Origin of the sequence: Mycolicibacterium tokaiense (genome assembly GCF_010725885.1) — a bacterium.
Taxonomy (GTDB): Bacteria; Actinomycetota; Actinomycetes; order Mycobacteriales; family Mycobacteriaceae; genus Mycobacterium; species Mycobacterium tokaiense.
This window is the reverse complement of record NZ_AP022600.1, coordinates 1,727,453-1,748,724: the sequence shown is the minus strand read 5'-3', so window position 1 is coordinate 1,748,724 and position 21,272 is coordinate 1,727,453. Positions and strand designations below refer to the sequence as shown.

Annotated in this window: 19 protein-coding genes and 1 pseudogene; 8 read left to right on the top strand and 12 right to left on the bottom strand. The window is 69.5% G+C overall.

The genetic code is table 11. The features are described 5' to 3' along the window. Positions 1-101 precede the first annotated feature (101 nt). From G6N58_RS08375 to G6N58_RS08355, 5 genes and pseudogenes are all read left to right on the top strand, one after another. Positions 102-662 carry a Jag family protein gene (locus G6N58_RS08375; RefSeq protein ID WP_115279045.1) on the top strand — a complete coding sequence of 187 codons (561 nt, stop codon included), beginning with the start codon at positions 102-104 and terminating at the stop codon, positions 660-662. Between the two features lie 38 nt (positions 663-700). Then, complete coding sequence (gene rsmG / locus G6N58_RS08370) at positions 701-1,399, top strand: 16S rRNA (guanine(527)-N(7))-methyltransferase RsmG (protein ID WP_068919402.1); 699 nt, start codon at positions 701-703, stop codon at positions 1,397-1,399. A gap of 35 nt (positions 1,400-1,434) precedes the next feature. Then, a pseudogene (locus tag G6N58_RS08365) lies at positions 1,435-2,343 on the top strand (ParA family protein); the annotation flags it as partial. Further along, positions 2,340-3,323, top strand: coding sequence for a ParB/RepB/Spo0J family partition protein (locus G6N58_RS08360; RefSeq protein WP_115279047.1), 984 nt, complete (start codon positions 2,340-2,342; stop codon positions 3,321-3,323). The pseudogene G6N58_RS08365 and the gene G6N58_RS08360, both read left to right, overlap by 4 nt. A 226-nt stretch (positions 3,324-3,549) precedes the next feature. Then, positions 3,550-4,317, top strand: a complete 768-nt coding sequence (locus tag G6N58_RS08355) for an acetyltransferase (RefSeq protein WP_068919399.1) — start codon at positions 3,550-3,552, stop codon at positions 4,315-4,317. Here G6N58_RS08355 and G6N58_RS08350 read toward each other — a convergent pair. The 8 genes from G6N58_RS08350 to G6N58_RS08315 all read right to left on the bottom strand — a co-directional run bounded on the left by G6N58_RS08350 (position 4,304) and on the right by G6N58_RS08315 (position 14,939). After that, a complete protein-coding gene (locus G6N58_RS08350; RefSeq protein ID WP_068919398.1) occupies positions 4,304-5,530 on the bottom strand; it encodes an N-acetylmuramoyl-L-alanine amidase in 1,227 nt (408 codons plus the stop codon). The genes G6N58_RS08355 and G6N58_RS08350 overlap by 14 nt on opposite strands. Positions 5,531-5,685: 155 nt before the next feature. Then, on the bottom strand, positions 5,686-6,015 hold the full coding sequence (trxA, locus tag G6N58_RS08345; protein ID WP_115279048.1) for a thioredoxin: 330 nt from the start codon (positions 6,013-6,015) through the stop codon (positions 5,686-5,688). Continuing rightward, positions 6,012-7,004, bottom strand: coding sequence for a thioredoxin-disulfide reductase (gene trxB, locus G6N58_RS08340; protein ID WP_179968212.1), 993 nt, complete (start codon positions 7,002-7,004; stop codon positions 6,012-6,014). Before trxB ends, trxA begins: the two co-directional genes overlap by 4 nt. A 108-nt stretch (positions 7,005-7,112) precedes the next feature. Next, positions 7,113-7,598, bottom strand: coding sequence for an RsmA family anti-sigma factor (locus tag G6N58_RS08335; RefSeq protein WP_147289344.1), 486 nt, complete (start codon positions 7,596-7,598; stop codon positions 7,113-7,115). Between the two features lie 4 nt (positions 7,599-7,602). Next, complete coding sequence (gene sigM, locus G6N58_RS08330) at positions 7,603-8,151, bottom strand: RNA polymerase sigma factor SigM (RefSeq protein WP_068919394.1); 549 nt, start codon at positions 8,149-8,151, stop codon at positions 7,603-7,605. 64 nt (positions 8,152-8,215) lie between these two features. Continuing rightward, positions 8,216-11,815, bottom strand: a complete 3,600-nt coding sequence (murJ, locus tag G6N58_RS08325) for a murein biosynthesis integral membrane protein MurJ (RefSeq protein ID WP_435406154.1) — start codon at positions 11,813-11,815, stop codon at positions 8,216-8,218. Beyond that, positions 11,812-14,103, bottom strand: a complete 2,292-nt coding sequence (locus tag G6N58_RS08320) for a hypothetical protein (RefSeq protein ID WP_115281638.1) — start codon at positions 14,101-14,103, stop codon at positions 11,812-11,814. Before G6N58_RS08320 ends, murJ begins: the two co-directional genes overlap by 4 nt. Before the next feature lie 59 nt (positions 14,104-14,162). Then, the gene (locus G6N58_RS08315) at positions 14,163-14,939 is read right to left on the bottom strand and encodes an NUDIX hydrolase (RefSeq protein ID WP_172544991.1); all 777 of its coding nucleotides are present in this window, start codon (positions 14,937-14,939) and stop codon (positions 14,163-14,165) included. Positions 14,940-15,031: 92 nt separating this feature from the next. Between G6N58_RS08315 and G6N58_RS08310 the strand changes: the two genes are divergently transcribed. Together G6N58_RS08310 and G6N58_RS08305 are read left to right on the top strand one after the other, a co-directional pair. Continuing rightward, the gene (locus G6N58_RS08310) at positions 15,032-16,501 is read left to right on the top strand and encodes a CCA tRNA nucleotidyltransferase (RefSeq protein ID WP_068920299.1); all 1,470 of its coding nucleotides are present in this window, start codon (positions 15,032-15,034) and stop codon (positions 16,499-16,501) included. Between the two features lie 5 nt (positions 16,502-16,506). Next, positions 16,507-17,004, top strand: coding sequence for a pullulanase (locus G6N58_RS08305; protein WP_115279053.1), 498 nt, complete (start codon positions 16,507-16,509; stop codon positions 17,002-17,004). A 162-nt stretch (positions 17,005-17,166) separates the two neighbouring features. Here G6N58_RS08305 and G6N58_RS08300 read toward each other — a convergent pair whose 3' ends face one another. Then, on the bottom strand, positions 17,167-17,934 hold the full coding sequence (locus G6N58_RS08300; protein WP_115279054.1) for a TIGR03084 family metal-binding protein: 768 nt from the start codon (positions 17,932-17,934) through the stop codon (positions 17,167-17,169). A 4-nt stretch (positions 17,935-17,938) separates the two neighbouring features. Next, entirely contained in the window at positions 17,939-19,225 is a 1,287-nt protein-coding gene (locus G6N58_RS08295) for an MFS transporter (RefSeq protein ID WP_163908011.1), read from the bottom strand. 122 nt (positions 19,226-19,347) lie between these two features. On the opposite strand from G6N58_RS08295, the gene G6N58_RS08290 reads away from it, so the two are divergent. Next, positions 19,348-19,953 carry a YqgE/AlgH family protein gene (locus tag G6N58_RS08290; protein ID WP_115281642.1) on the top strand — a complete coding sequence of 202 codons (606 nt, stop codon included), beginning with the start codon at positions 19,348-19,350 and terminating at the stop codon, positions 19,951-19,953. Here G6N58_RS08290 and G6N58_RS08285 read toward each other — a convergent pair. Further along, the gene (locus G6N58_RS08285; protein WP_068919388.1) at positions 19,915-20,295 is read right to left on the bottom strand and encodes a hypothetical protein; all 381 of its coding nucleotides are present in this window, start codon (positions 20,293-20,295) and stop codon (positions 19,915-19,917) included. The genes G6N58_RS08290 and G6N58_RS08285 overlap by 39 nt on opposite strands. 39 nt (positions 20,296-20,334) lie before the next feature. Next, positions 20,335-21,177: an LpqN/LpqT family lipoprotein gene (locus G6N58_RS08280; protein WP_115279055.1), complete on the bottom strand. Its 843-nt coding sequence runs from the start codon at positions 21,175-21,177 to the stop codon at positions 20,335-20,337. Between the last annotated feature and the right edge of the window lie 95 nt (positions 21,178-21,272).

Genomic DNA, 21,272 nt, shown 5'->3' with positions numbered 1-21,272 from the left:
CCCAGAGCCGCCGCCAAGTGAAGACCGACACTGTTGTGCCTGACGACCTCCGGGTTCATCGGCACGGTGTGGAAGCCACAGTGTGACTGAGAGGGATGGAAATGACTGAAGCAGAGACCACCGAACAGCCCGTCGAGGTCGACGAGACGGCCGTCGTCACCGAGGACCAGGCTGAGTCCACGGGCAAGCCGGGTGATCAGGAAGACCGATTGGTGGCCGAAGGCGAGATCGCCGGTGACTACCTCGAAGAGCTCCTGGACATCCTGGACTTCGACGGTGACATCGATCTCGACGTGGAAGGGTCCCGCGCGGTGGTGAGCATCGACGGCGGTGAGGACCTGGTGAAGTTGGTCGGTCGTAAGGGCGAGGTGCTCGATGCACTCCAGGAGCTGACCCGGCTGGCCGTGCACCAGAAGACGGGGGAGCGTAGCCGGTTGATGCTGGACATCGCCAGCTGGCGTCGTCGCCGCCGTGATGAGTTGGCGGCGCTCGGGGACAAGGTGGCCCGACGAGTGCTCGAGAGCGGGGAGCGCGAGCAGCTGGCTCCGATGACGCCGTTCGAGCGCAAGATCGTGCACGACGCTGTGGCCGCGGTTGCGGGGGTGCACAGCGAGAGTGAGGGTGTGGAGCCGTCTCGCCGTGTCGTGATCCTGGTTGATTGAGCTAGTTACATTGATGTAGTTCTCGTCGATCGGGGAGGATGTTTCACGTGAAACACGACCACGCGGCGAGTGTCCCAGAAGCGGCCGCCGACGTGTTCGGCGGCCGTTTGGCGTTGGCGCAGCGGTATGTCGAGATTCTTGCGACGGACGGAGTGGAGCGGGGTCTGATCGGACCTCGCGAGACCGAGCGACTGTGGGATCGCCATGTTCTCAACAGCGCCGCGATCGCCGAGCTGATCCCCGAGGGACAACGCGGTGCGGACGTGGGAAGCGGTGCGGGGCTGCCCGGTATCCCGCTCGCGATCGCCAGGCCGGACCTCGACGTCACGCTGATCGAGCCGATGCTGCGCCGCACCGTGTTTCTGGAGTACGTGATCGATGAGCTTGCGCTGGACGGAGTGCGGGTGTCTCGGCATCGCGCGGAGGAGCCGGCCGCGCGCGAGGGCGCAGACTTCGATTTCGTCACCTCTCGCGCGGTCGCCGCGCTGGACAAGCTGACGCGCTGGACCGCGCCGCTGCTGAAGGCGGATGGGCTGATGCTGGCGCTCAAGGGTGACCGGGCGGAGTCCGAGATCGCCGAACACAGCGCCGCCATGGCATCGTTAGGTGTTGTAGACCCGAAGGTGATGAGATGTGGCGTGGAGTATCTAGAGCCGCCGGCGACCGTCGTAGTGGCGCGTCGCACGGCGGAGTCGAGACAGCGGCAGCGCAAGCCGTCGGGCAGGAGGGGTCGATGAGCGTGCCACCGCGGGGGGCCGATGTTTCACGTGAAACTGTTTCACGTGAAACGTGGACCGGGGGGAGCGGCTCGGACACCCCGATCGGTGCGGCCGCCGAGCGTGCCATGCACGTACTCCACACCGCCAATCTCTTACCACGCCCGCTGCATCGCCGGGTCTTCACCATCGCCAACCAGAAGGGCGGCGTGGGTAAGACGACCACGGCGGTCAACATGGCTGCGGCCCTGGCGGTCCAGGGCCTGAAGGTTCTGGTGATCGACCTCGATCCCCAGGGCAATGCCAGCACCGCCTTGGGCATCGAGCGTCGCCAGTCGGGGACGCCGTCGTCCTATGAGGTGCTCATCGGTGAGGTCACCTTGCATGAGGCGGTCCAGCAGAGCCCGAACAATCAGCGCCTGTTCTGTGTGCCCGCGACCATCGACCTGGCCGGTGCGGAGATCGAACTGGTCTCACTGGTGGCACGGGAGAACCGGCTGCGCAATGCGTTGACTGAGCTCGCCGACTCCGACTTCGACTACGTGTTCATCGACTGCCCACCGTCGCTGGGACTGCTCACGTTGAACGCGTTGGTAGCGGCACCGGAGGTGTTGATCCCCATCCAGTGCGAGTACTACGCACTCGAGGGTGTGTCCCAGCTGATGAACAACATCGAGATGGTCAAGGCGCATCTGAACCCCACTTTGAATGTCACCACAGTGCTGTTGACGATGTACGACGGGCGCACGAAGCTCGCGGACCAGGTCGCCGACGAGGTGCGCCGCTTCTTCGGTGACAAGGTGCTGCGGACGGTGATACCGCGCAGTGTGAAGGTGTCCGAAGCGCCCGGTTACGGCATGACCATCATTGACTACGACCCCGGTTCGCGGGGTGCCATGAGCTATCTCGACGCCAGCCGCGAACTCGCCGAGCGCGGTGCCGCCACACCGAAGGGACACGCATGACGCAAGCATCGCGACGCAAGGGTGGCCTCGGACGGGGTCTCGGTGCGCTGATCCCGACCGGACCGGCCGACGGTGACACTGGTTCGCTGAGTCCGAAATTGGGCAGCGCTGCGGCGGACGTCCTGATCGGCGGTCCGCCGCCGGCGGTGAGCGAAGTCGGCGCGGTGTACCGGGAGATCGATCCCGCAGCCATCGAGCCCAACCCTCGTCAGCCGCGTCAGGTGTTCGACGAAGAGGCGCTCAACGAGCTGGTGCACTCCATCAAAGAGTTCGGTTTGATGCAGCCCATCGTGGTGCGTGCGTTGCCGAACACCGCCCCAGGAGCGCCGGCGCGCTACCAGCTGGTGATGGGGGAGCGGCGGTGGCGCGCGTCGCAGGAAGCGGGATTGGCGACCATTCCGTCGATCGTGCGCGAGACCACCGACAATGACATGCTCCGCGACGCGCTGTTGGAGAACATCCACCGCGCCCAGTTGAACCCGTTGGAAGAGGCTGCGGCGTACCAGCAGCTGCTCGACGAGTTCGGGGTCACCCACGATGAACTGGCGTCGCGTATCGGTCGGTCCCGCCCGTTGATCACCAATATGATCCGACTGCTCCGGTTGCCCATCGCGGTGCAGCGCCGGGTGGCCGCCGGGGTGCTCTCGGCCGGGCACGCCCGGGCGCTGTTGGCGCTGGAGGCCGGCGCCGAGGCTCAGGAGGAACTGGCCGCGCGCATCGTGGCCGAGGGTTTGTCGGTGCGCGCCACCGAGGAGGCGGTGACGCTGGCCAACCGCGGGGACGGCAAGGCCCCGTCGGCCCCGCGCCGCAAGCCGATCCAGATGCCCGGGCTGCAGGATGTGGCCGAACGGCTGTCCGGTGCGTTCGATACCCGGGTGACGGTCAGTCTGGGCAAGCGCAAGGGCAAGATCGTCGTGGAGTTCGGGTCGGTTGATGATCTGCAGCGCATCGTCGACATGATGGACCGAACCAAGCCGTGATGATGCTGTTTTCCGGTGACCAGGGACCCGGGGGAGAAACGTCACTGTGACGCCAGCGGGTTTCGGCAGCGCCACATTTCCCGAGCAGTGGGCAAATCAGTTGTACCGCAACCTGTTTCGCGATCAACGGGCCGGGGTTCCCGCAATGGCGATGGCTCATGGCCGGGTGCGGCGATTTTCTCCTATCCTGGAGGGGCTCGCACCGCAGAAAGGCTCGGGAAGCTAAGTGTCTGCTCGTATATCGCCGCTCCGTCTCGAAGCGTTCGAGCAGCTGCCCAAGCACGCGCGCCGGTGTGTGTTCTGGGAGATGGAACCGGAGACGGCCGCCGGCGAGGATCACCTGACCGATCCGGAGTTCGAGAAGGAAGCGTGGCTGTCGATGGTCATGCTCGAGTGGGGGTCATGCGGTCAGGTGGCCACCGCGGCGGGGACCGGTGACGAAGACGACTCCGAGCTGCCCTGCCTGGGCTACATCCTCTACGCGCCGCCCTACGCCGTGCCACGCGCTCAGCGTTTTCCGACCGCTCCGGTGAGCGCCGACGCGGTACTGCTGACGTCGATGGCAGTCGAACCCGGTCCCGATGCCGAAGGCCTGGCGCACAGCTTGGTGGCGCAGGTGGTCACCGAGATGGTGCGCCGTGGCGTCCGCGCGCTCGAGGCCTTCGGCCGTACCCCCGACACCGTCGAGCTACTGGATCCCGCAATGGCCGACCCGACCCTGGACCCGGTGGTGCAGGCGTTGGGAGACTGCGCGGTGGAGCAGTGCATGATCGAGGCCGACTTCCTCCAGGAGGTCGGATTCGTTGTGGTGTCTCCACACCGCTACTTCCCCCGGCTGCGGTTGGAGCTGGACAAGGGGCTGGGCTGGAAGGCCGAGGTGGAAGCGGCGCTGGAGCGACTGCTGGAGAGCGCGCAGATGCAGGTGCCCGTGGGCGCCGGTGCCGGTGCAGGCCGGGTTGCTCAGGTGGGCCAGCGGATGGTCAGGAACCGCTGACGCGAGCTGCCGCCTGACCCATGGCCGCTTCGTGGGCCAGGAGCTCGGCGAACGTGAAAGTGCCTGTGGGACGGTCGTTTTTGCCCAAAAGATACAGCCGCTTCACGGCCGCGAGAATGCCTTCGGCGATGGCGTCGCGGGTCTGTGCGGACACCAGCATCGCCCGGTCGCGGGGATTGGTGATGTAGCCGATGTCCACCTGGACCGTGGGCATCCGCGTCAATCGGAGCAGGTCCCATGTCCGACCGTGAGTGCGGCAATCGCGTAAACCGGTGCGCGCCACCACTTCACGCTCGATGAAGCTGGCCAGATTGCGGCCGATGGTGGACACCGAGCCGTGTGAGTTGCCGAAGTGGAAGGTGGCCACACCGTTGGCGGCGGGGCTGGCCTGGGTGTCGCAGCGCAGGCTGATCATCAGATCGGCGCCCACCGCGTTGGCGGTCGCCGCGCGCTCGGCGTCCGAGGGACTGTGGTTGGCGGGCCGGGACAGGAACGTCTCCATGCCGATGGCCGTCATACGGCCTTCGAGCCGACTTGCCAAGTCCCACAAAATATCTGCTTCGCTGATCGGACCATCGGGGCCCTGGGTGATCAGACCGTGATCGGCACCGCCGCGGCCCGGATCGATGATGATGCGCTTGCCGGACAGCTTGGGCCCGGAACGCCGCACCTGTTCCTCTTCGTGGATGGCATGCGGCGAGCCACCGGTGACCCGGGCGCCCAGGAAGTACAGCGACCGCAGAGTCTCCGGACCGCAGATGCCGTCAGAGGCCAACCCGTACTCCCGCTGATACGAACTCAGCGCAGTGTGGGTTTGCAGGCCGAAGTGGCCGTCCACCATGCCGGTGTAGAAGCCGAGATCCTGCAGGCGGGCCTGCAGGGTGGCGACGTCGTCGCCGTACATCGGCGCTCCGAATTGGTGATGCAGTGTGCGCGCACCCAGTCGGTAGGACGCTTCCTTCAGGGCGCGGTAGGTCGCCTCTCCGACGATGCCATCCACCAAGAGGCCGCGGCGCTGCTGGAAATCGCGCACAGCATGGTCGAGATCGGAGTCGAAGACGTCGGCCGCGACGTGGCGGCCAGTCGTCAGATCGTCGTCGGGGTTCTGGATCAGACCCAGTGCGCCAAGTGCACCCCTGATCTCGGCAACCGCGACACCACGATCGCCGAGACGCAAGGCGTCACCGGCTTCTCCGCGGGGCGGACTCGACATGTAGGGCCCTTCGGTCACGGTGGTAGGCGGCCGAAGAAGCAGCCAACCAGGGCAGGAAGACTAGTCAGTATTGTCTCAGACCGGCGCCCGTTTCCGGAAAACGCCAGGCGAGCGCGCGTGCCGCCGGGGCACGCGCGCTGCCGACAAAAATGAATTCAGGAAACGACGTCGCCGAGTTCGCGCAGCAGCGCGGCCTTGCCCTTGGCGCCCACGATCCGCTTCACGGCCTCGCCGTTCTGGAACAGGATCATCGTCGGAATGGACACCACCTGGAAGTCCCGGGCGGTCTCCGGATTGGCATCCACATCGAGCTTGGCCACCGTCAACTTGCCGGCCTTCTCGCTGGCGATCTCCTCGAGCACCGGGGCCACCATCTTGCACGGCCCGCACCACGTCGCCCAGAAGTCGACCAGTACCGGTGTGCTGCTGGCCAGGACGTCGTCGGCGAACGAGTCGTCGGACACGGTCACGGTGTTGTCGCTCATTGAGGTGCTCCAATCAGGTCGGTGGATTCTTCGCTGGGGGCCGGGGTGTCGGTGAGCCAGCGTTCGGCGTCGATGGCCGCCGAACAGCCCATCCCGGCAGCGGTGATGGCCTGCCGGTAGGTGTGGTCCACCAGGTCACCGGCGGCGAACACCCCTTCCACCGAGGTGGCGGTGGTGCGGCCCTTTGTCAGCACGTAGCCCTCGGGGTCGAGGTCGACGACGCCCCGGACCAGCGCCGAGCGGGGATCGTGGCCGATGGCGACGAAGACGCCGGTCACGGCCAGGGTGGACTCCTCCCCGCTCACGGTGTCGCGTACCCGCAGGCCGCTGACGGTGCCCTCACCCTCCACGGCCACCACGGCCGTGTTGGTCAGGAAGCGGATCTTGTCGTTGGCCTGGGCGCGTTCCAGCATGATCCTGGAGGCACGGAACTCGTCGCGGCGGTGTACCAGCGTCACGCTGCGGGCGAACTTGGTCAGGAAGGTGGCTTCCTCCATGGCCGAGTCGCCGCCGCCGATGACGGCGATGTCCTGGTCGCGGAAGAAGAATCCGTCGCAGGTGGCGCACGCGCTGACGCCGCGCCCCAGCAGCTCCTGCTCCCCGGGCACACCCAGGTAGCGCGCTGCCGCGCCCATGGCCAGGATGACCGCGCGGGCGCGGTACACCTCACCGCCGGCGGTGGTCACGACCTTGACGGGGCCGGTGAAATCCACCGACTCGATGTCTTCCATCTGCAGGTCGGCGCCGAACCGCAGCGCCTGCTCCCGCATCTCGTCCATGAGCTCGGGGCCCATGATGCCGTTCTTGAAACCGGGGAAGTTCTCGACTTCCGTGGTGGTCATCAGCGCGCCGCCGAACGACGTCCCCTCGAACACAACAGGGGACAGGTTCGCCCTCGCGGTGTAAACGGCCGCGGTGTAACCGGCGGGGCCGGAACCGATGATGATGACGTCGTGGATGGACTTGACGTCCTTCTGGGACTCAGTCATGCGGGCCTTTCTCACACATGTCGACGATGCGCGCATCGGTGGCGAATCGTCTGGTTCTGTAACAACAGGGTAGGCGGGGCTGTTCCCCGGTGCGCCGCGACGTCCGGGTCATGGTGCGGGTACCCGGCGCACCGAGGTCTCAGCAAACAGACCGGTATCCGCGGCGCTGCACTGCGGTGACACCGCCAGCGCGGCCGCCACGGCGGCGTCGTCGCCCGGCAGCAGCAGGACCACCGCGGGTCGGCCGTTGATCTCGACAGGGCGCGCACCCAGAACGGCGGTGCCCGAGCCGTACCCCAACCCGTCCAGACACGATGACAGCCGTGGGGCCGCCCCCAGGGGGCCCAGCTCCGCCGGGGTGCCCAGCAGCGCGGCCAGCTCGTCCTCGGACAGCGGCACGCGGTTCTGCGGCACCGTGACCGTCAGTGACCGCGCAGTGACCACGGTGCCGGCGGCCGGTGCCGGATCACCGCCCAGCGAGGGCACCGCCACCGCGACCGCGACGGCGATGGCCGACACGCCGGCCAGCACGCCGGCGGTCCGCAGGCGCGTGCCCGGCGGACGGACGGCGTGGGCGGGTGGCTCCGACTGCACCCCCTCAGTGTCCCGCACCGGCCGCCTGAAGCAGGGCCGACAGCTTGGCGCGCCCCCGCGCGCACCGGCTCTTGACCGTGTTGGTGGGAATCTCCAGCAGCCGGGCGGCATCGGCCACCGGGTAGCCCAGCATGTCCACCAGCACCACCGCGGCCCGTTGATCCACCGGCACCAGGCCCAGGGCCAGATGCACCAGGTGAGCCGTCGGGATGGCCTCGGTGGGGTCGATGACCAGCACCTCAGCGGGGTCCACGGTCAGCCGGCGCAGGTCGCGGCGGCGCAGGTCGATGCACTTGTGCGACACGATCCGGAACAACCAGGTGCTCACGGTGGCGTGACTGCGGAAGCCAGGGGCGCCGCGGTGCACCGCCAGCATGGCCTCCTGCACGGCGTCGGCGGCGTCCTCGGGGCTGCGGCAGTGCCTGCGGGCGAAGCGGGTCAGCGGCGCGTGGTAGCGGTGGAACAGCACGGCGAAGGCATCCGGGTCGCCGGCGGCGTGGGCGGCCAGCAGGTCGGCGTCGGCGCGGGCGTGGTCTGCGGTGGAGCTGGGCACGCCAGGGACGCTAGGACCCCGGCCGGCGCCGGACACTTCACCGGGGCGCCGGCCTGTGCACAGCTCAGGAAGCGGCCCTGACCACGATGTTGTTCAGGTCGGTGCGGCTCTGACCGTCGGTGGTACCCATCTTCGAGATCCACACCACCAGATACGTGGTGGGTGCCTCGGCGTTCACCTCGATGGTGTTCTCGCCGGTCTGCATGGTCTGCGGCTGGGTCAGCACCGTGGTGTCCTCCAGCGTCGCCGGGGAGGCCGTGGCCGCGGAACGGATCTGGATCTGGGTTCCGGTGCTCGGTACCTCGAGTTCCACGGTGGCCACCCGGGTGGGCGAGGGCAGCGTGAGGATCAGCCCGACGCCGTTCTTGAAGCTGGGGAAGGGGTCAGGGTCGGAGTAGGTGTCGGTCGGCCAGCCGGTGGCACTGTCGCCGTCGATGGCCGCGGATGCCTGGTCGGGGTTGTCGGCGCCGCCGGCCGGGGAGAAGACGGTGGCGGACACGGGTTGGACGGTCTGGCCGGGAGCCGCGGCGGCCGAGGTGCCCGAGGACTCCTCCGACGGCGGGTTGAGCCCCAACTGGTCGCCGATGCTGGGGCCGCCGACGTCGCCGAAGATGCGGCTGAGCACCGTGGCCAGCAGCACCAGCGCCACCACGATCACCACTGCCGCCGCACCGACACCGATCAGCACCCCGCGGCGCCTGCGGCTGTTCGGCGCAGGTTCGGTTTCCCGGGCCCGACCCGACGGCCGCGGGTCAGCGGGTACCGGATCCAGCAGATCTGTCCGGTCGGCCTCCGCGGTGGCCTGCTGGAGAAGGTTCAACAGTGTTGCGGCGCTGCGAATCCCACCATTGGGCTGCACCGAGCGGACCGCTGCCGCCGAGATGGGGAAGGGGATGTCGCGGTCCACGGTTGCCGGTTCCACCGCGTTGCCTGCGGGGTCGGTGTCCGCGGCGCTGAGTCCGCTGGGGGTGCCGCGCTCGGGCAGGGGCCAACGGTTGATCAGCAGCGCGTAGAGCGCCGCTCCGATACCCCGGATGTCCGCCTCGGGGCTGGCATCCCGCAGGGTGGCCGGGAATGCCAGCGCCACATCGCCTTCGATGCTGACCCGCACGCGGCTGGGATGGTCGATGGCCAGTGCCACCCCCGCCTGGTGGGCGGCCTCCGCCGCCGCAGCCAGCGACTGGATGGCCCGTGCACCGCCGATGGCCGACGGGGCGGTGTCGGCCACCTCCTGCAGCGACCCGCCGCGGATCCACTCCGAGACCACCAGCCCACCCGACCCACTGCGGGCGACGTCCAGCACACGGGCCAGGCCGGGCAGGTCGATCCCGGACAGCTTCAGGGTGCGGCTCAGAGTGGCATCGAGTTCGTCGCCGGGCAGTGTGCCGTCCGGATCGATGAACGTCAACGCCACCTGGCGGTCCAGTGCGGTGTCCAGCGCCTGCCAGAACTGAAGATGCGGCGGCCCGCCGTGGAACACCAGCAGGCGGTACCGGCCGCCGGCGATGCTGGCGCCCGGGATCAGGTGGACGTCGTCGTCGTTGTCGGCGCCGTCCATGGCAGGCTCGCGCGGGGCGTCGAAGGCCATGGGCTCGCGGGTCGGATCGCCGGCGAAGTCGGCGTTGGGTCGATTAGGGGGTTCCGGCTCCGGGACGGAACCCACCCGCGCCGTCTTCGGCTCGACGTCGGCGGCGAAGTCGGGCTGGAAGTCATCGGCCGATTGCCGGGGCAACTTGGTCGTCGGGGCCCCAGTGTCGGGGTTGCCCGAGTTCTCGTCGCTCGCCATCGGTTCTCTACCCATTCCGCTGTGCTGTGCCGGCGCACGGTCAGACCGTGCGCCCGGCAGATTCCTGTGCTCAGGGTACGGGACCGCTGCCGGCGTGGATGCGGGGTCGAGGCGGTCGGTACCGGGTCTCATTCGGCGCAACACCACCGCCATCGCTGCCATCGCTTCCGGGACCTTCGCCCACACCAGCACCACCGCCACGATTCCCAGCATCACCACGGCCAGCAGGAACAGCCGCAGCAGCGAACCCGCCGGACCGGCCCGTTCGGTCAGCGACTCCAGCCCCAGCAGCTGATCGGCCACCACGCCCACCAGCGCGGCCAGCAACGACGCTGTGAGCGTGACCAGGATGGTGCGCACCACCGGCAGCTCCAGCAGCCGCTGCCGGCGCGGGACCAGGGTGCGGCGCAGCAGCACGTGGCCCAGGACGGCGCCGGCCAGGAACCCCAGACCGTTGGCCAGGCCCAGATAGCCGGCGACCAGCTCCTGATCGTCGGTCAGGTGCGGGGCGGCCAACGACGCGGCGATCTTGACCACGGTGATGAGAACGATGACCGCGATCGGGGTCCACGGCTGTTCCCTGGCGTAGAACACCCGCAGCTGCAGCAGCACCAGCGCATAGGGGATCAGGGTGAACGCCGACATGGCGATGGCCAGGCCCAGGTAGTTCGCGTCGACCTGCCCGAAGTTGCCGTAAGCGAACAGTGCACTGCCGATCGCCGTGCCGCCCACGGTCATCACCGCGACGATGGGGATCAGGGTGATCATCGTCAGCCGGGTGGCCAGCGACAGGTCGGCCAGCACGGCCTTGGTGTCGTTGGCGGCGGCGTTGCGGGAGAGTCGGGGCATCACCACCGTGAGCACTGTCACGCCGATGATGCCGAAGGGCAGTTGCAGCACCAGCCACGTGTAGCTGTAGATGGCCGGCCCGGAAGCCGCTGCGGTGCTGGCGATCTGGTTGCCGATCACCAGGCCGACCTGGCTGATCAGCACGTAGAGCACCATCGCCGAGGCCATCGCGCCGAAACGCTTGAGGCGCTCGTCGATGCCCCACAGCGGCCGCAGGCTGATCCGCTGCCTGCGGATCGCGGCGTACAGGATCGCGGTCTGCGCCACCACGCCCAGCGTGGTGCCGATACCCAGGACCAGGAGCTTGGCGTTGCCCATCTGCACCGGGTCCACCGACAGCTCACCCGGTACCAGCAGATACACCCCGAGGGTGGCGATCGCGACGACGTTGTTCACCACCGGTGCCCACGCGGGGGCGCCGAAGACGTTGCGGGTGTTCAGGATTGCCATGAACACCGAGGCCAGACCGTAGAAGATCACCTGCGGCAGGAGCAGATACGCGAATGCGGTGGTCAGCGGTTCGTTGACCTGCGGGTCGTCGCCGAGCATCAACCGGACCAGCAGCGGCGCGCCGAGCACCGAGAGCACCGTGGTGGCCAGCAGCAGCGCGGTGGCCAGGGTGACCAGCCGTCGGACGAACGCCGCTCCACCGTCGGGATCGTCGCGCTCGGCACGGGTGAGCACCGGCACGAAGATCGCGGTGAAGGTGGCTTCGAGCACCAGCGCGGCGATCATGTTGGGCAACTGGTTGGCCACGGTGAACGTGCTCGACAGGGCAGCGCCCAGGATCGCGGCCAGCAACACGATACGGATGAAACCGGTGATCCGGCTGATCAGCGTCGCGAACGCCATGCCCCAGGACCGCGAGACCACCGCCGCGTCGGACAGTTCGGCGCGCACCGCCTTGGTGGCGGGGGTGCGTTTGACGTAGACGGGTTGGGGGCGGGCAGGCTGCGGGGGCGGCGGGCGGCGGGGCGGCTCCGGCCGCGCCGGGATCCGCTGGGGTGGTTGACGTCCGGTGGTGCTCACGGGCGGCCCGGCTCGGGACGGTCGAGATCGGCGCGGTCGGGTTGGCCGCGGAACCGGTGCCACAGGCGGCGTCCGGTCAGCAGCGCCAGCACTGCGCCCGCGGCCAGGGTGATGAAGAACAACACCTGTCCGTAGGCGTTCGAGTTGACCGACAGGCGCACCGGTTCGCCCAGCGGCAGCCCGCCGGGCGTGCGCAGCGAGGCGTCGACGGCCACCCGTTGGGTGAAGTGCACTTCGATGGGCACGCGGATCGGCAGGAAGCCCGGCGGCAGTTCCTGCTCACCGATGTCCTCGACCGTCATCCCCGGGGGCACGGCCAGATCGAGGCGCACCCGGATGGGCACCGCGAGGTCGTTGCGCAGCGCCAGCGGCAGCGGACTGCGCTCGGTGGCCAGGGTGTAGGCACCGCCGGGATTGACGATGGTGACGGCGCCGAACAGGTCATCGATGGTGCCGCCGACCACGCCGAGGCGCCGCCGGGCCAGGTCGTTGCGCGACGGCGCGGGCTCGGACTGGCTCAGCGCCCGCAGCATGTCCTCCCGCAGCGGGGCGGTGTAGGCCACACCCGTCAGACCGGTCTGGGTGTTGGTGGTCAGCGCCGCCGTCAGGCCCCAGAGCCGGCTCAGCTGGCCGGAGAGTTGGCCCACCACCGCGTCGTCGATGCGGCCTTGCACGTTGTTGTCGGCCGCGGCCGATACCGGCTGCAGTGGGCCGTGCACGGCGTCGGCCTGGGCGATCACATCGGCCAGCGGCGCGGGTACCGCCAGGCCTGAGCGGATACTGGTGGCCAGGGTGGTCAGTACGGCCTGGGCGTCGCCGTCGTCGGGGTCCCAGTTCAGTGGCGGCACCAGCACCTGGGCCCGCGGCGCGATCTCCGGGTTCAGGCTGCGCCACAGCATGGCCGCGAGGGCATCCTGGCGACGGGACACCTCGGAATCGTTGTCGACCGGGACTGCCAGTGACGAGTCCAGGTACGACGGTGACGTCGGCTGGCTGCCGACGGCGGCCAGCGCGGCCCCGACTGTCGGGTCGAACGGGACAGCCACCACCTGACCCGACAGCCGTCGTGGGGCCAGGTCGGCGGTGACGCCCTCGCCCGTGGTCTCGTCGGTGGCGAGGCTGTCTGCGGCGGCGATCGCCACGGTCGGGCCGTGCTCGGTGAGCAGCTGAGTGGCGCGGGTGGTCAGCGGACCGTCGCCCACGACTGTGACCCCACGGGTGGAGGTGACCCCGAGGATCTGGTCCACCAGATCGAAGACAGTGGTGGTGGCGAAGGCGCCGAGGTTCGGGTCACCCACGCGGGCCACGGCGTCCAGGTCGGCCTGGGCATAGGGCATGGCCGTCACGCACATCCGGCCGGCCAGTGCCCGCAGCCGATCCAGCCAGGCCGACGCCGCAGCCTGTCCACTGCCCGGCTGGCCGGGCGGCGTCAGCGGATCGGCGGCGCTGCTCACCACATACCCGCCGGTCATCGCGTTGACGGTGACCAGCAGGTCGGGATCCACGGCCAGACACAGGGCCCGGGTGATCTCTCCGCCGGGGTCCACGGTGGGTCCGGTGGCGAACTCGGCGGCACCCAGCAGCATGTCCAGCCGCCCACCGGGTGCCAGCGACGTGGCCAGTGAGTCGTCGGACAACCGCACCGGGGTGGTTCCGCCGGGAACCCCGGGCGCCAGTTGGGGTCGGTCGGCCAGCGGCCACAGCATGGTCACCGGAACCGGACGCGAGGTGTCGGGGGCCACCACATCGGCAACGTCACCACCGAGTTCCGCACCGACCGGGGTGTCCTCCCGGGGCAGCCCGAGGACCGGCAGCAGGAAGCGGGCGTCGTCCAGCCGCGCAGCGGCACCGTAGTCCGGGGTGCCGTTGACGTTGACCAGCAGGGGATAGATGCCCGGGGTCTGGATGTCGAGAGCGGGTTCGGTGGCTGAGCGCAGGGGATAGGACAGCCGGAAGGGCGCCTGCTGGCCGCGCTGCAGCTCGGTCGAGACGTCGATGAATTCTCCGACCGGGCTGAACTGGGTGTTCTCCCCGCCGAGATCGGTGCGCAGGCGGCTGGAGTCGGTGACCGCCGGGGCGCGTTCGAGCCGGGCCACGACGTCCCGAACCGGACGATCGCCGATGTTCTCCACACTGCCCGTCACAGTGACGGTCGGCGGGCCCGTGGTGGTGACGGTGTCGGGGGTGATGAGGTCGACATGGATCACCAGGAACCGGGCCTCGCCGGGTTCACCGGCGGCGGCCTGGGGCAGCGCGGCCGGCAGCACGAGCATGGCCAGCAGGATCATGATGGTGATGAAGCGGGGCGCCGTGATCGAAAACGTGCGCAAGCGGCGCCGCCGCGGCGTCACGGGCCCTGTCCGCAGCCGCCCGCCCGGCCGGGAGCGGACTCGTCGGGACCGCGGGACTGACCCCGCCTGCGCGCCCGGGAATGGGTCTGCGGCCGGCGGCGCGGAGCGCTGCGCGGCAACGGCGGCAGGGCCGACGGGCCGTCGGTCTGCAGTTTCTGGATCAACTCACCGGCCACTTCGGCAAGCTTCCGCTCGTCGGCGTAGGCCAGCCGCGACGGCAGCTCCCGCACCGGCACCCACGCCACCTCGGTCACCTCGACGTCCTCGTCGGAGAGTTCGCCGCCGGAGAAGCGCATCAAATAGTGGTGCACGGTCTTGTGCACGCGCCTGCCCTCCGTGACGAACCAGTAGTCGATGCTGCCGAGCGCGGCCAGCACTTTTCCCTCGATCCCGGTCTCCTCGGCCACCTCGCGGATGGCGGTCTGCTCGGCCGTCTCACCCTGTTCGATGTGTCCTTTGGGCAGCGACCACAGCATGCGGCCGCGGCGGTCGATGCGCCCGATCAGCGCGGCCACCTGTTCTTCGAACGGACCGTCGAGCCCGTCGATCACCAGGCCGCCGGCGGAGGTCTCGTGGACGGTACGCAACCGGCCCTGGTTCTTCTGATGGGGGCGCGGGCGGCGGGGCTTGGCGGGAGCCTGGTCCCCGGGTGGCGCCGGAGCGGCCTCGGCGGCGGCGGCGGCTTCGGGGGCGTTCTGCGGTGGTCCGGCGGCACGACGACCACGACGGCGACCGCGGCGCCGTCGGGGTTTGGCCTGCTCGCCGTCCGACACCCAAGCGATAGTAGCTGCCGTCAGCTGTGCCTCTTGCCTCACTCGCCGGTCGGTGACCGATGGGCGCCTGCGGCCATCTAGGCTCGGTGAACGTGTCCGACGCCCTGACCGAAGCCGAACTGCTGGCCCGTGCCGCGGTGACGCTGAACGGCCATGCGGATGTGCTGTGCGCCCTCGGAGCGGCGTTTGACGCCGCCGGCCGGCAGCTCTACCTCGTGGGTGGGCCGGTGCGTGACGCGCTGCTGGGCCGGCTGCCGCAGCCCGGCGACGGCGTGGCCTACGACCTGGACCTCACCACCGACGCACCGCCGGCGGACATCCAGAAGATCCTGCGGCCGTGGGCCGACGCGGTGTGGACCACCGGAATCGAATTCGGGACCATCGGTGCGGCGCGCCGCGGCGTCCGGGTCGAGATCACCACCTTCCGCGCCGACAGCTATGACCAGGTGTCGCGCAACCCGCAGGTGCGGTTCGGGGACAACCTCGCCGATGACCTGGTGCGCCGTGACTTCACTGTCAACGCCATGGCGGTGCGCATCACCGGAGCCGGGCCGGGGGAGTTCCTCGACCCGCTCGACGGGATGTCCGCCCTGCGCTCCCGGCTGTTGGACACCCCGTCGGCGCCGCAGACCTCGTTCGGCGATGACCCCCTTCGGATGCTGCGCGCGGCCAGGTTCGTCTCGCAGTTGCGTTTCGACGTGGCGCCGCGGGTGCGGGCGGCCATCACCGAGATGGCTCCGCAGATGGCGCGGATCACGCCGGAGCGCATCAGTGCCGAACTCGACAAGCTCATGCTCGGCGCCGATCCGGTGGCCGGGATCCAGCTGCTGGTGGACACCGGGCTGGGGGAGCAGGTGCTGCCGGAGATCGGCGGGATGCGGATGGCGATCGACGAGCACCATCAGCACAAGGACGTCTACGAGCACTCGTTGACCGTGCTGCGGCAGGCGATCGACCTGGAAGACGACGGCCCCGATCTCGTGCTGCGCTGGGCGGCGCTGCTGCATGACATCGGCAAGCCGGCCACCCGCAGGCACGAGCCCGACGGCGGGGTCAGCTTCCACCATCACGAGGTGGTGGGCGCCAAGATGGCCCGCAAGCGGATGCGTGAGCTTAAGTACTCCAAGCAGATGGTCGATGACGTGTCCCAGCTGGTGTACCTGCATCTGCGTTTCCACGGCTACGGGGACGGCAAGTGGACCGATGCAGCGGTGCGTCGCTACGTCACCGACGCCGGTCCGTTGGTGTCGCGGCTGCACAAGCTGGTCCGCGCCGACTGCACCACGCGCAACAAGCGCCGGGCCGCGCGGCTGCAGGCGAACTACGACCATCTGGAACACCGGATCGCCGAACTCGCCGAGCAGGAGGATCTGGCCCGGGTGCGGCCCGACCTGGACGGCAACGCGATCATGGAGCTGCTCGGCATCCCGGCCGGCCCCGAAGTGGGCCAGGCCTGGCGTTACCTGAAGGACCTGCGGATGGAGCGTGGGCCGCTGGAGCACGACGAGGCGGTGGCCGAGTTGTTGGCGTGGTGGAACCGGAGGGGCTCGTCCGCCGACTGACAGGTATGGATTACTGCCTGGGTGCCGATGACGGCACCGCTTCGATGTGGTCGGGCACGCCGGACGTCGACACCGACGGTGACGGCGTCTTCGACGGGGTGGCGCTGGACTTCGATCGCGACGGTCTGCTGGACGACGCGCTGGCCGACCTGGACGGCGACGGCCTCGCCGAGCACGCGGTGCTGGATCTGGATGGGCAGGCCACCTGGTTCACCGACGACGGCACCGGGACCTGGACCGTGCCCGCCGATGCCTCGAGTCGCCCCCTGCGGTGGCTGACGCTCGACGGCCTGGAGTCCACCGGTGGCCCGAGCGTCGACTTCGACAGCGACGGGGAGGCCGACGATCTCCTGGTCGACAGCGACGGGGACGGCGCCGCGGACCGGGTGTTCGGCGACGACGGCCGGGTCGGGTACGTCGACACCGACGGCGACGGTCGCTGGGACGTCAAGCTGGTCGACACCGATGGTGACGGCGCGGCCGACGACGCCCAGTCCCTCTGACGCCGAGCGTGCGTGTTCCCGGCCGACACGCCGGCGAAAGTGTGCAGAAAGCGCACGCTCATCGGCCGCCGCTCACGCTGATGCGGCGGGGCTCCTCTTCGCGCAAGCGCTCATCGGCCCCCGCTCAGGCTGATGCGGCGGGGCTCCTCTTCGCGCAAGCGCTCATCGGCCCCCGCCGGGTGGCCCCGCAAACGCCTGCGCGATGGTCAACCACGTCTGCGCCTCGGAACCCGTTGCGGTCACGTCCAATTCGCCGGGCGGGCGCCGCTGCGTCACCAGCAGGCAGAAGTCCTCCGCCGAGCCGCTGACCCGCTGGGCCGCGTCGTCGGGACCCCAGGACCACCGCTCACCTGCGGGTCCGCGTAGTTCCACGTGAAACAATTCCGCCGGCGGTGTCAAGCCATGAACGGTAAAGGCAAAGTCACGAGTTCGTACACCCAGGTGCGCGATGGACCGCAATCGTGAGGTCGGCGCCCGGCGCACCCCGAGCGCGTCGGCGACGTCCAACCCGTGCGCCCACGTCTCCATCAGCCGCGCGGTGGCCATCGATGCCCCACCCATCGGCGGACCGAACCACGGCAGCTTGCGGCCCGCCGGTACCGCGCGCAGCGCGGCGGCCAGCGTCGCGCGGGTGGATCGCCAGGACGCGAGCAGCTCGGGGGAGGCGGCCACCTCCTCGGCACCCGCATCGACGAATCCCAGAGGATCGGCGGCCGCCGAGGCAACCAGCTGCGCGAAGCCCGGCTCGTCTGTGGCGGCCAGCACAGCCGCCCGGTCGGTCCACAGCAGGTGCGCGATCTGGTGGGCGATGGTCCAGCCCGGCGCCGGCGTCGGCATCTGCCACTGCGCCGGGGACAGGTCGGCCACCAGCGCGTCGAGCTCTTCGCTCTCGGCCGTGAGCTCGTCGATCAGCGGACCGGCATCAGCCATGGCGTCACCCTAGTTGGCCGCGCCGTCCCAGGACCGCGTTCGCCGCCAACCCCAGCAGATAGAACCCGGCTCCCGCCACCACCAGCCCCGACGAATGGCCGTCATCGGGAATCACCGCGGCGGCCAACGCGATCGCCGCGATGAACGACACCCAGAACAGCGAATCCTGCACCGCGAACATGTGCCCGCGCAGCGCGTCGTCGACGTCGATCTGCATCGCGTTGTCGACGCACAGCTTGACCACCTGGCCGGCCGAACCCAGCAGGAATCCGCACACCACCATCACCGGCAGGTGCAGCGGCACCGCCGCCAGCTGGATCACCGCGGCCACCGCCAGCGCACCGTTGACGCTGGCGTAGCGCCCCCAGCGCCGCACCAGCAGCGGGGTGAACAGGTTGGACAGGAAGGCGCCGAGCCCCGTGGCCGACAGGAACAGCACCGCCGTCCCCAGGCCCGCCACGGCCACCTGCGGGGTGTCGGTGTGCCGCACGATCACCAGGACCAGCAGGCTGTTGATGCCGAACGCCATCCGGTGCGCGGCCAGACCCAGCAGCGACGCCGCCACCGACGGCACCGCGGCCGCGGTGCGGAAACCGTGGATCCAGCCCGTAGCCACCGCGTAGAAGACCGACCCGTGGATCGCGCGGATGGTGTCGTCGGGGCCCAGCACATGGGCCGGGAAGCGCAGCGCCAGGACCAGCGCAAGCCCCACCGGGATGGTCACCATGAAGATCACCGCGGCGGCCCCGGCGTCGTCGGCGCCGATCAACCAGCGCGGCAGCAGCATGAAGTCCGCACCGAGGAACGTCGCGACCGCACCCGCCGCAGTGGCCACCGAGTTCATGGTCACCACCTGCGCCCGGGGCACCACGTGCGGCAGTGACGCGGACAGTCCGGAGGCGACAAAGCGGGTGAAGCCGTTGACGATCAATGCGCCACACAGGATGGGTAGGTCCCCGGCGCCGATTGCGAGCAGCACGCCCACGGCGATGATCGAGACCAGCCGTCCCACATTGGCGCCCACCAGGACCAGCCGACGGTCCCAGCGGTCCAGCAGCGCCCCGGCGAACGGGCCCAGCAGCGAGTAGGGCAGGAAGAGCACCGCGAACGAGCCGGCCACGGCCCACGGGGTGGCGGCGCGGTCGGGGTTGAACAGCAGTGCCCCCGCCAGGGCTGCCTGGAACAGGCCGTCGCCGAACTGACTGGCCAGTCGCAGCTCCATCAGACGGCAGAACTGCGGCAGGCCCCGCACCGAACGCCACAACGCAGCGGCGCCACGGGCGTCGACCACGAGACCACTTCCCTTGCACGCGGATGGACGCCTCTGCGCCACGACAGACGACCAGCCTACAAATATCCGTCACACCGATGTTGTTCGCCACCACAGCGTTGTGCTGGTGCCATGATGGGTGCGTGTCCCCGTCCGAAGACCCCGAGGATTTCGTCGCACCCGCGGCCCACCGGGTACGCGCGGGGACGTTGCTGCTGGCCAACACGGATCTCCTGGAGCCGACGTTTCGCCGCAGCGTCATCTACGTCGTCGAGCACAACGACGGCGGCACCTTGGGTGTGGTGCTCAACCGTCCCAGCGAGACCGCGGTGTACAACGTGCTGCCGCAGTGGGCCAAGCTGGCGGCCAAACCCAAGACGATGTTCATCGGCGGACCGGTCAAGCGGGACGCCGCCCTGTGCCTGGGCACCCTGCGGGTCGGTACGGACGCCACCGGCGTCCCCGGCTTGCGCCACGTGTCCGGCCGAATGGTGATGGTGGACCTCGACGCCGATCCCGACTCCCTGATCCCGGTGCTCGAAGGGGTGCGGGTGTTCGCGGGCTACTCCGGCTGGACCATCGGTCAGCTGGAAGGCGAGATCGAACGCAACGACTGGATGGTGCTGTCGGCGCTGCCGTCGGATGTGCTGATCGAACAGCGGGTCGATCTGTGGTCCAGGGTGTTGCGACGGCAGCCGATGCCGATGTCGCTACTGGCCACGCACCCCATCGACGTCAGCCGGAACTAGCGCGCTGCTGCACGACAACGTGCACGAGCCGCAGCTGCTGCCGCAGTCGGCCGCCGGCTGCGGGCGCGTCGCAAAGCGGGCGCCCTGCCATGACCCGGCGAGGATGGTGCCGACGGCACCGACCACGCAGACGATGAGCACCACCAGCCCGGTGGGTGCCGGGACCGCGACGGCGACCACGCCGCCGGCGGCCAGCATCACCGCAGCTGCCAGCTGCACAGGGGCCACCGCCCGCAGCACCTGCTGCGTCAGATCGGCACTCTTGGGTCGGGTCAGCGTCCACACGCCCGAGGCCGCGGCGGCCAACGCTGCGCACAGGCACACCACACCGGCAATCAGCATGACCTCACCATACGAGGTCAGACCGGTCCTCAGAAAATCTCAGGGCGCGGTGGCGGGAGGCGCGGCCGGGACGGGTCCGGTGACCTTGAAGCCGTTGACGATCGCCTCGGTGGCGTCTGCCGCGGCCACCGCCTGGGTGACCGAGGTGGTCACCGACAGCGACACCAGGTAGTTGTCGGCACCCGAGCGGGCCAGCACGTGCCGGCGCGACGTGTTCAGCCCCATCTCGTTCTGCCGGTAGGTGCCTTCGATCAACGACGAGGGGAACCCGCCGAACGGGGCCAGCGAGGCGTCGGTGGTCTGCCAGCTGGTCAGCTGCTGGCTGTCGATGAAGCCATGGGTGATGGCCTCGGCCGGATCGAAGGCACCCCCGGCCAGCCGGTAGATCACCACCTGCGCGTTGGAGGTGTACAGCCCGTCACCCCCGACCCGGTCGGCGATGACGGCGAACGCATCGGGCACGTTCGGGTCGGGCACCTGGGTCCAGCCCGACGGCATCGGCAGCGTGATGTGCAGGGCGTTGAACGTGCGTGGGTCCTGCGGTTCGAGGGTCACCCCTTTGCCGGCCAGGAACTCCCGGATGGTGCCCGAGGTGGCCGGCGTCAACGTCGGCTGGGCCGGCAGGGCCGCCCGCTGTAGTTGCGGCGCGTACTGCGTCTGCGGGGCCAACTGTGCCTGCGGCGCGATGGGAGCAGCGGCCGGTTGTGCCGGGATGCCGGGGGCCAACGGGGAGACACCCGCCTGCTCCACCATGGGCGCAGGCGCTGGCGGCAGCGGCAGTGTGGGCTCGGCGGCTGCCGGCGACACCGCGAAACCCATCACAGCGGCGATGCCTGCGACGACACCACCGGCGAGCACTCGGCCGGTGACAGAGGCGAACATGCCAATCGGTCCTTTCTGTTTCCGCGGTTGACGTGGCACTCCCGACAGTGCGCGCCATCCCAGGTCAGGCGCCGACTGTATCCCCGCCCGCCCGG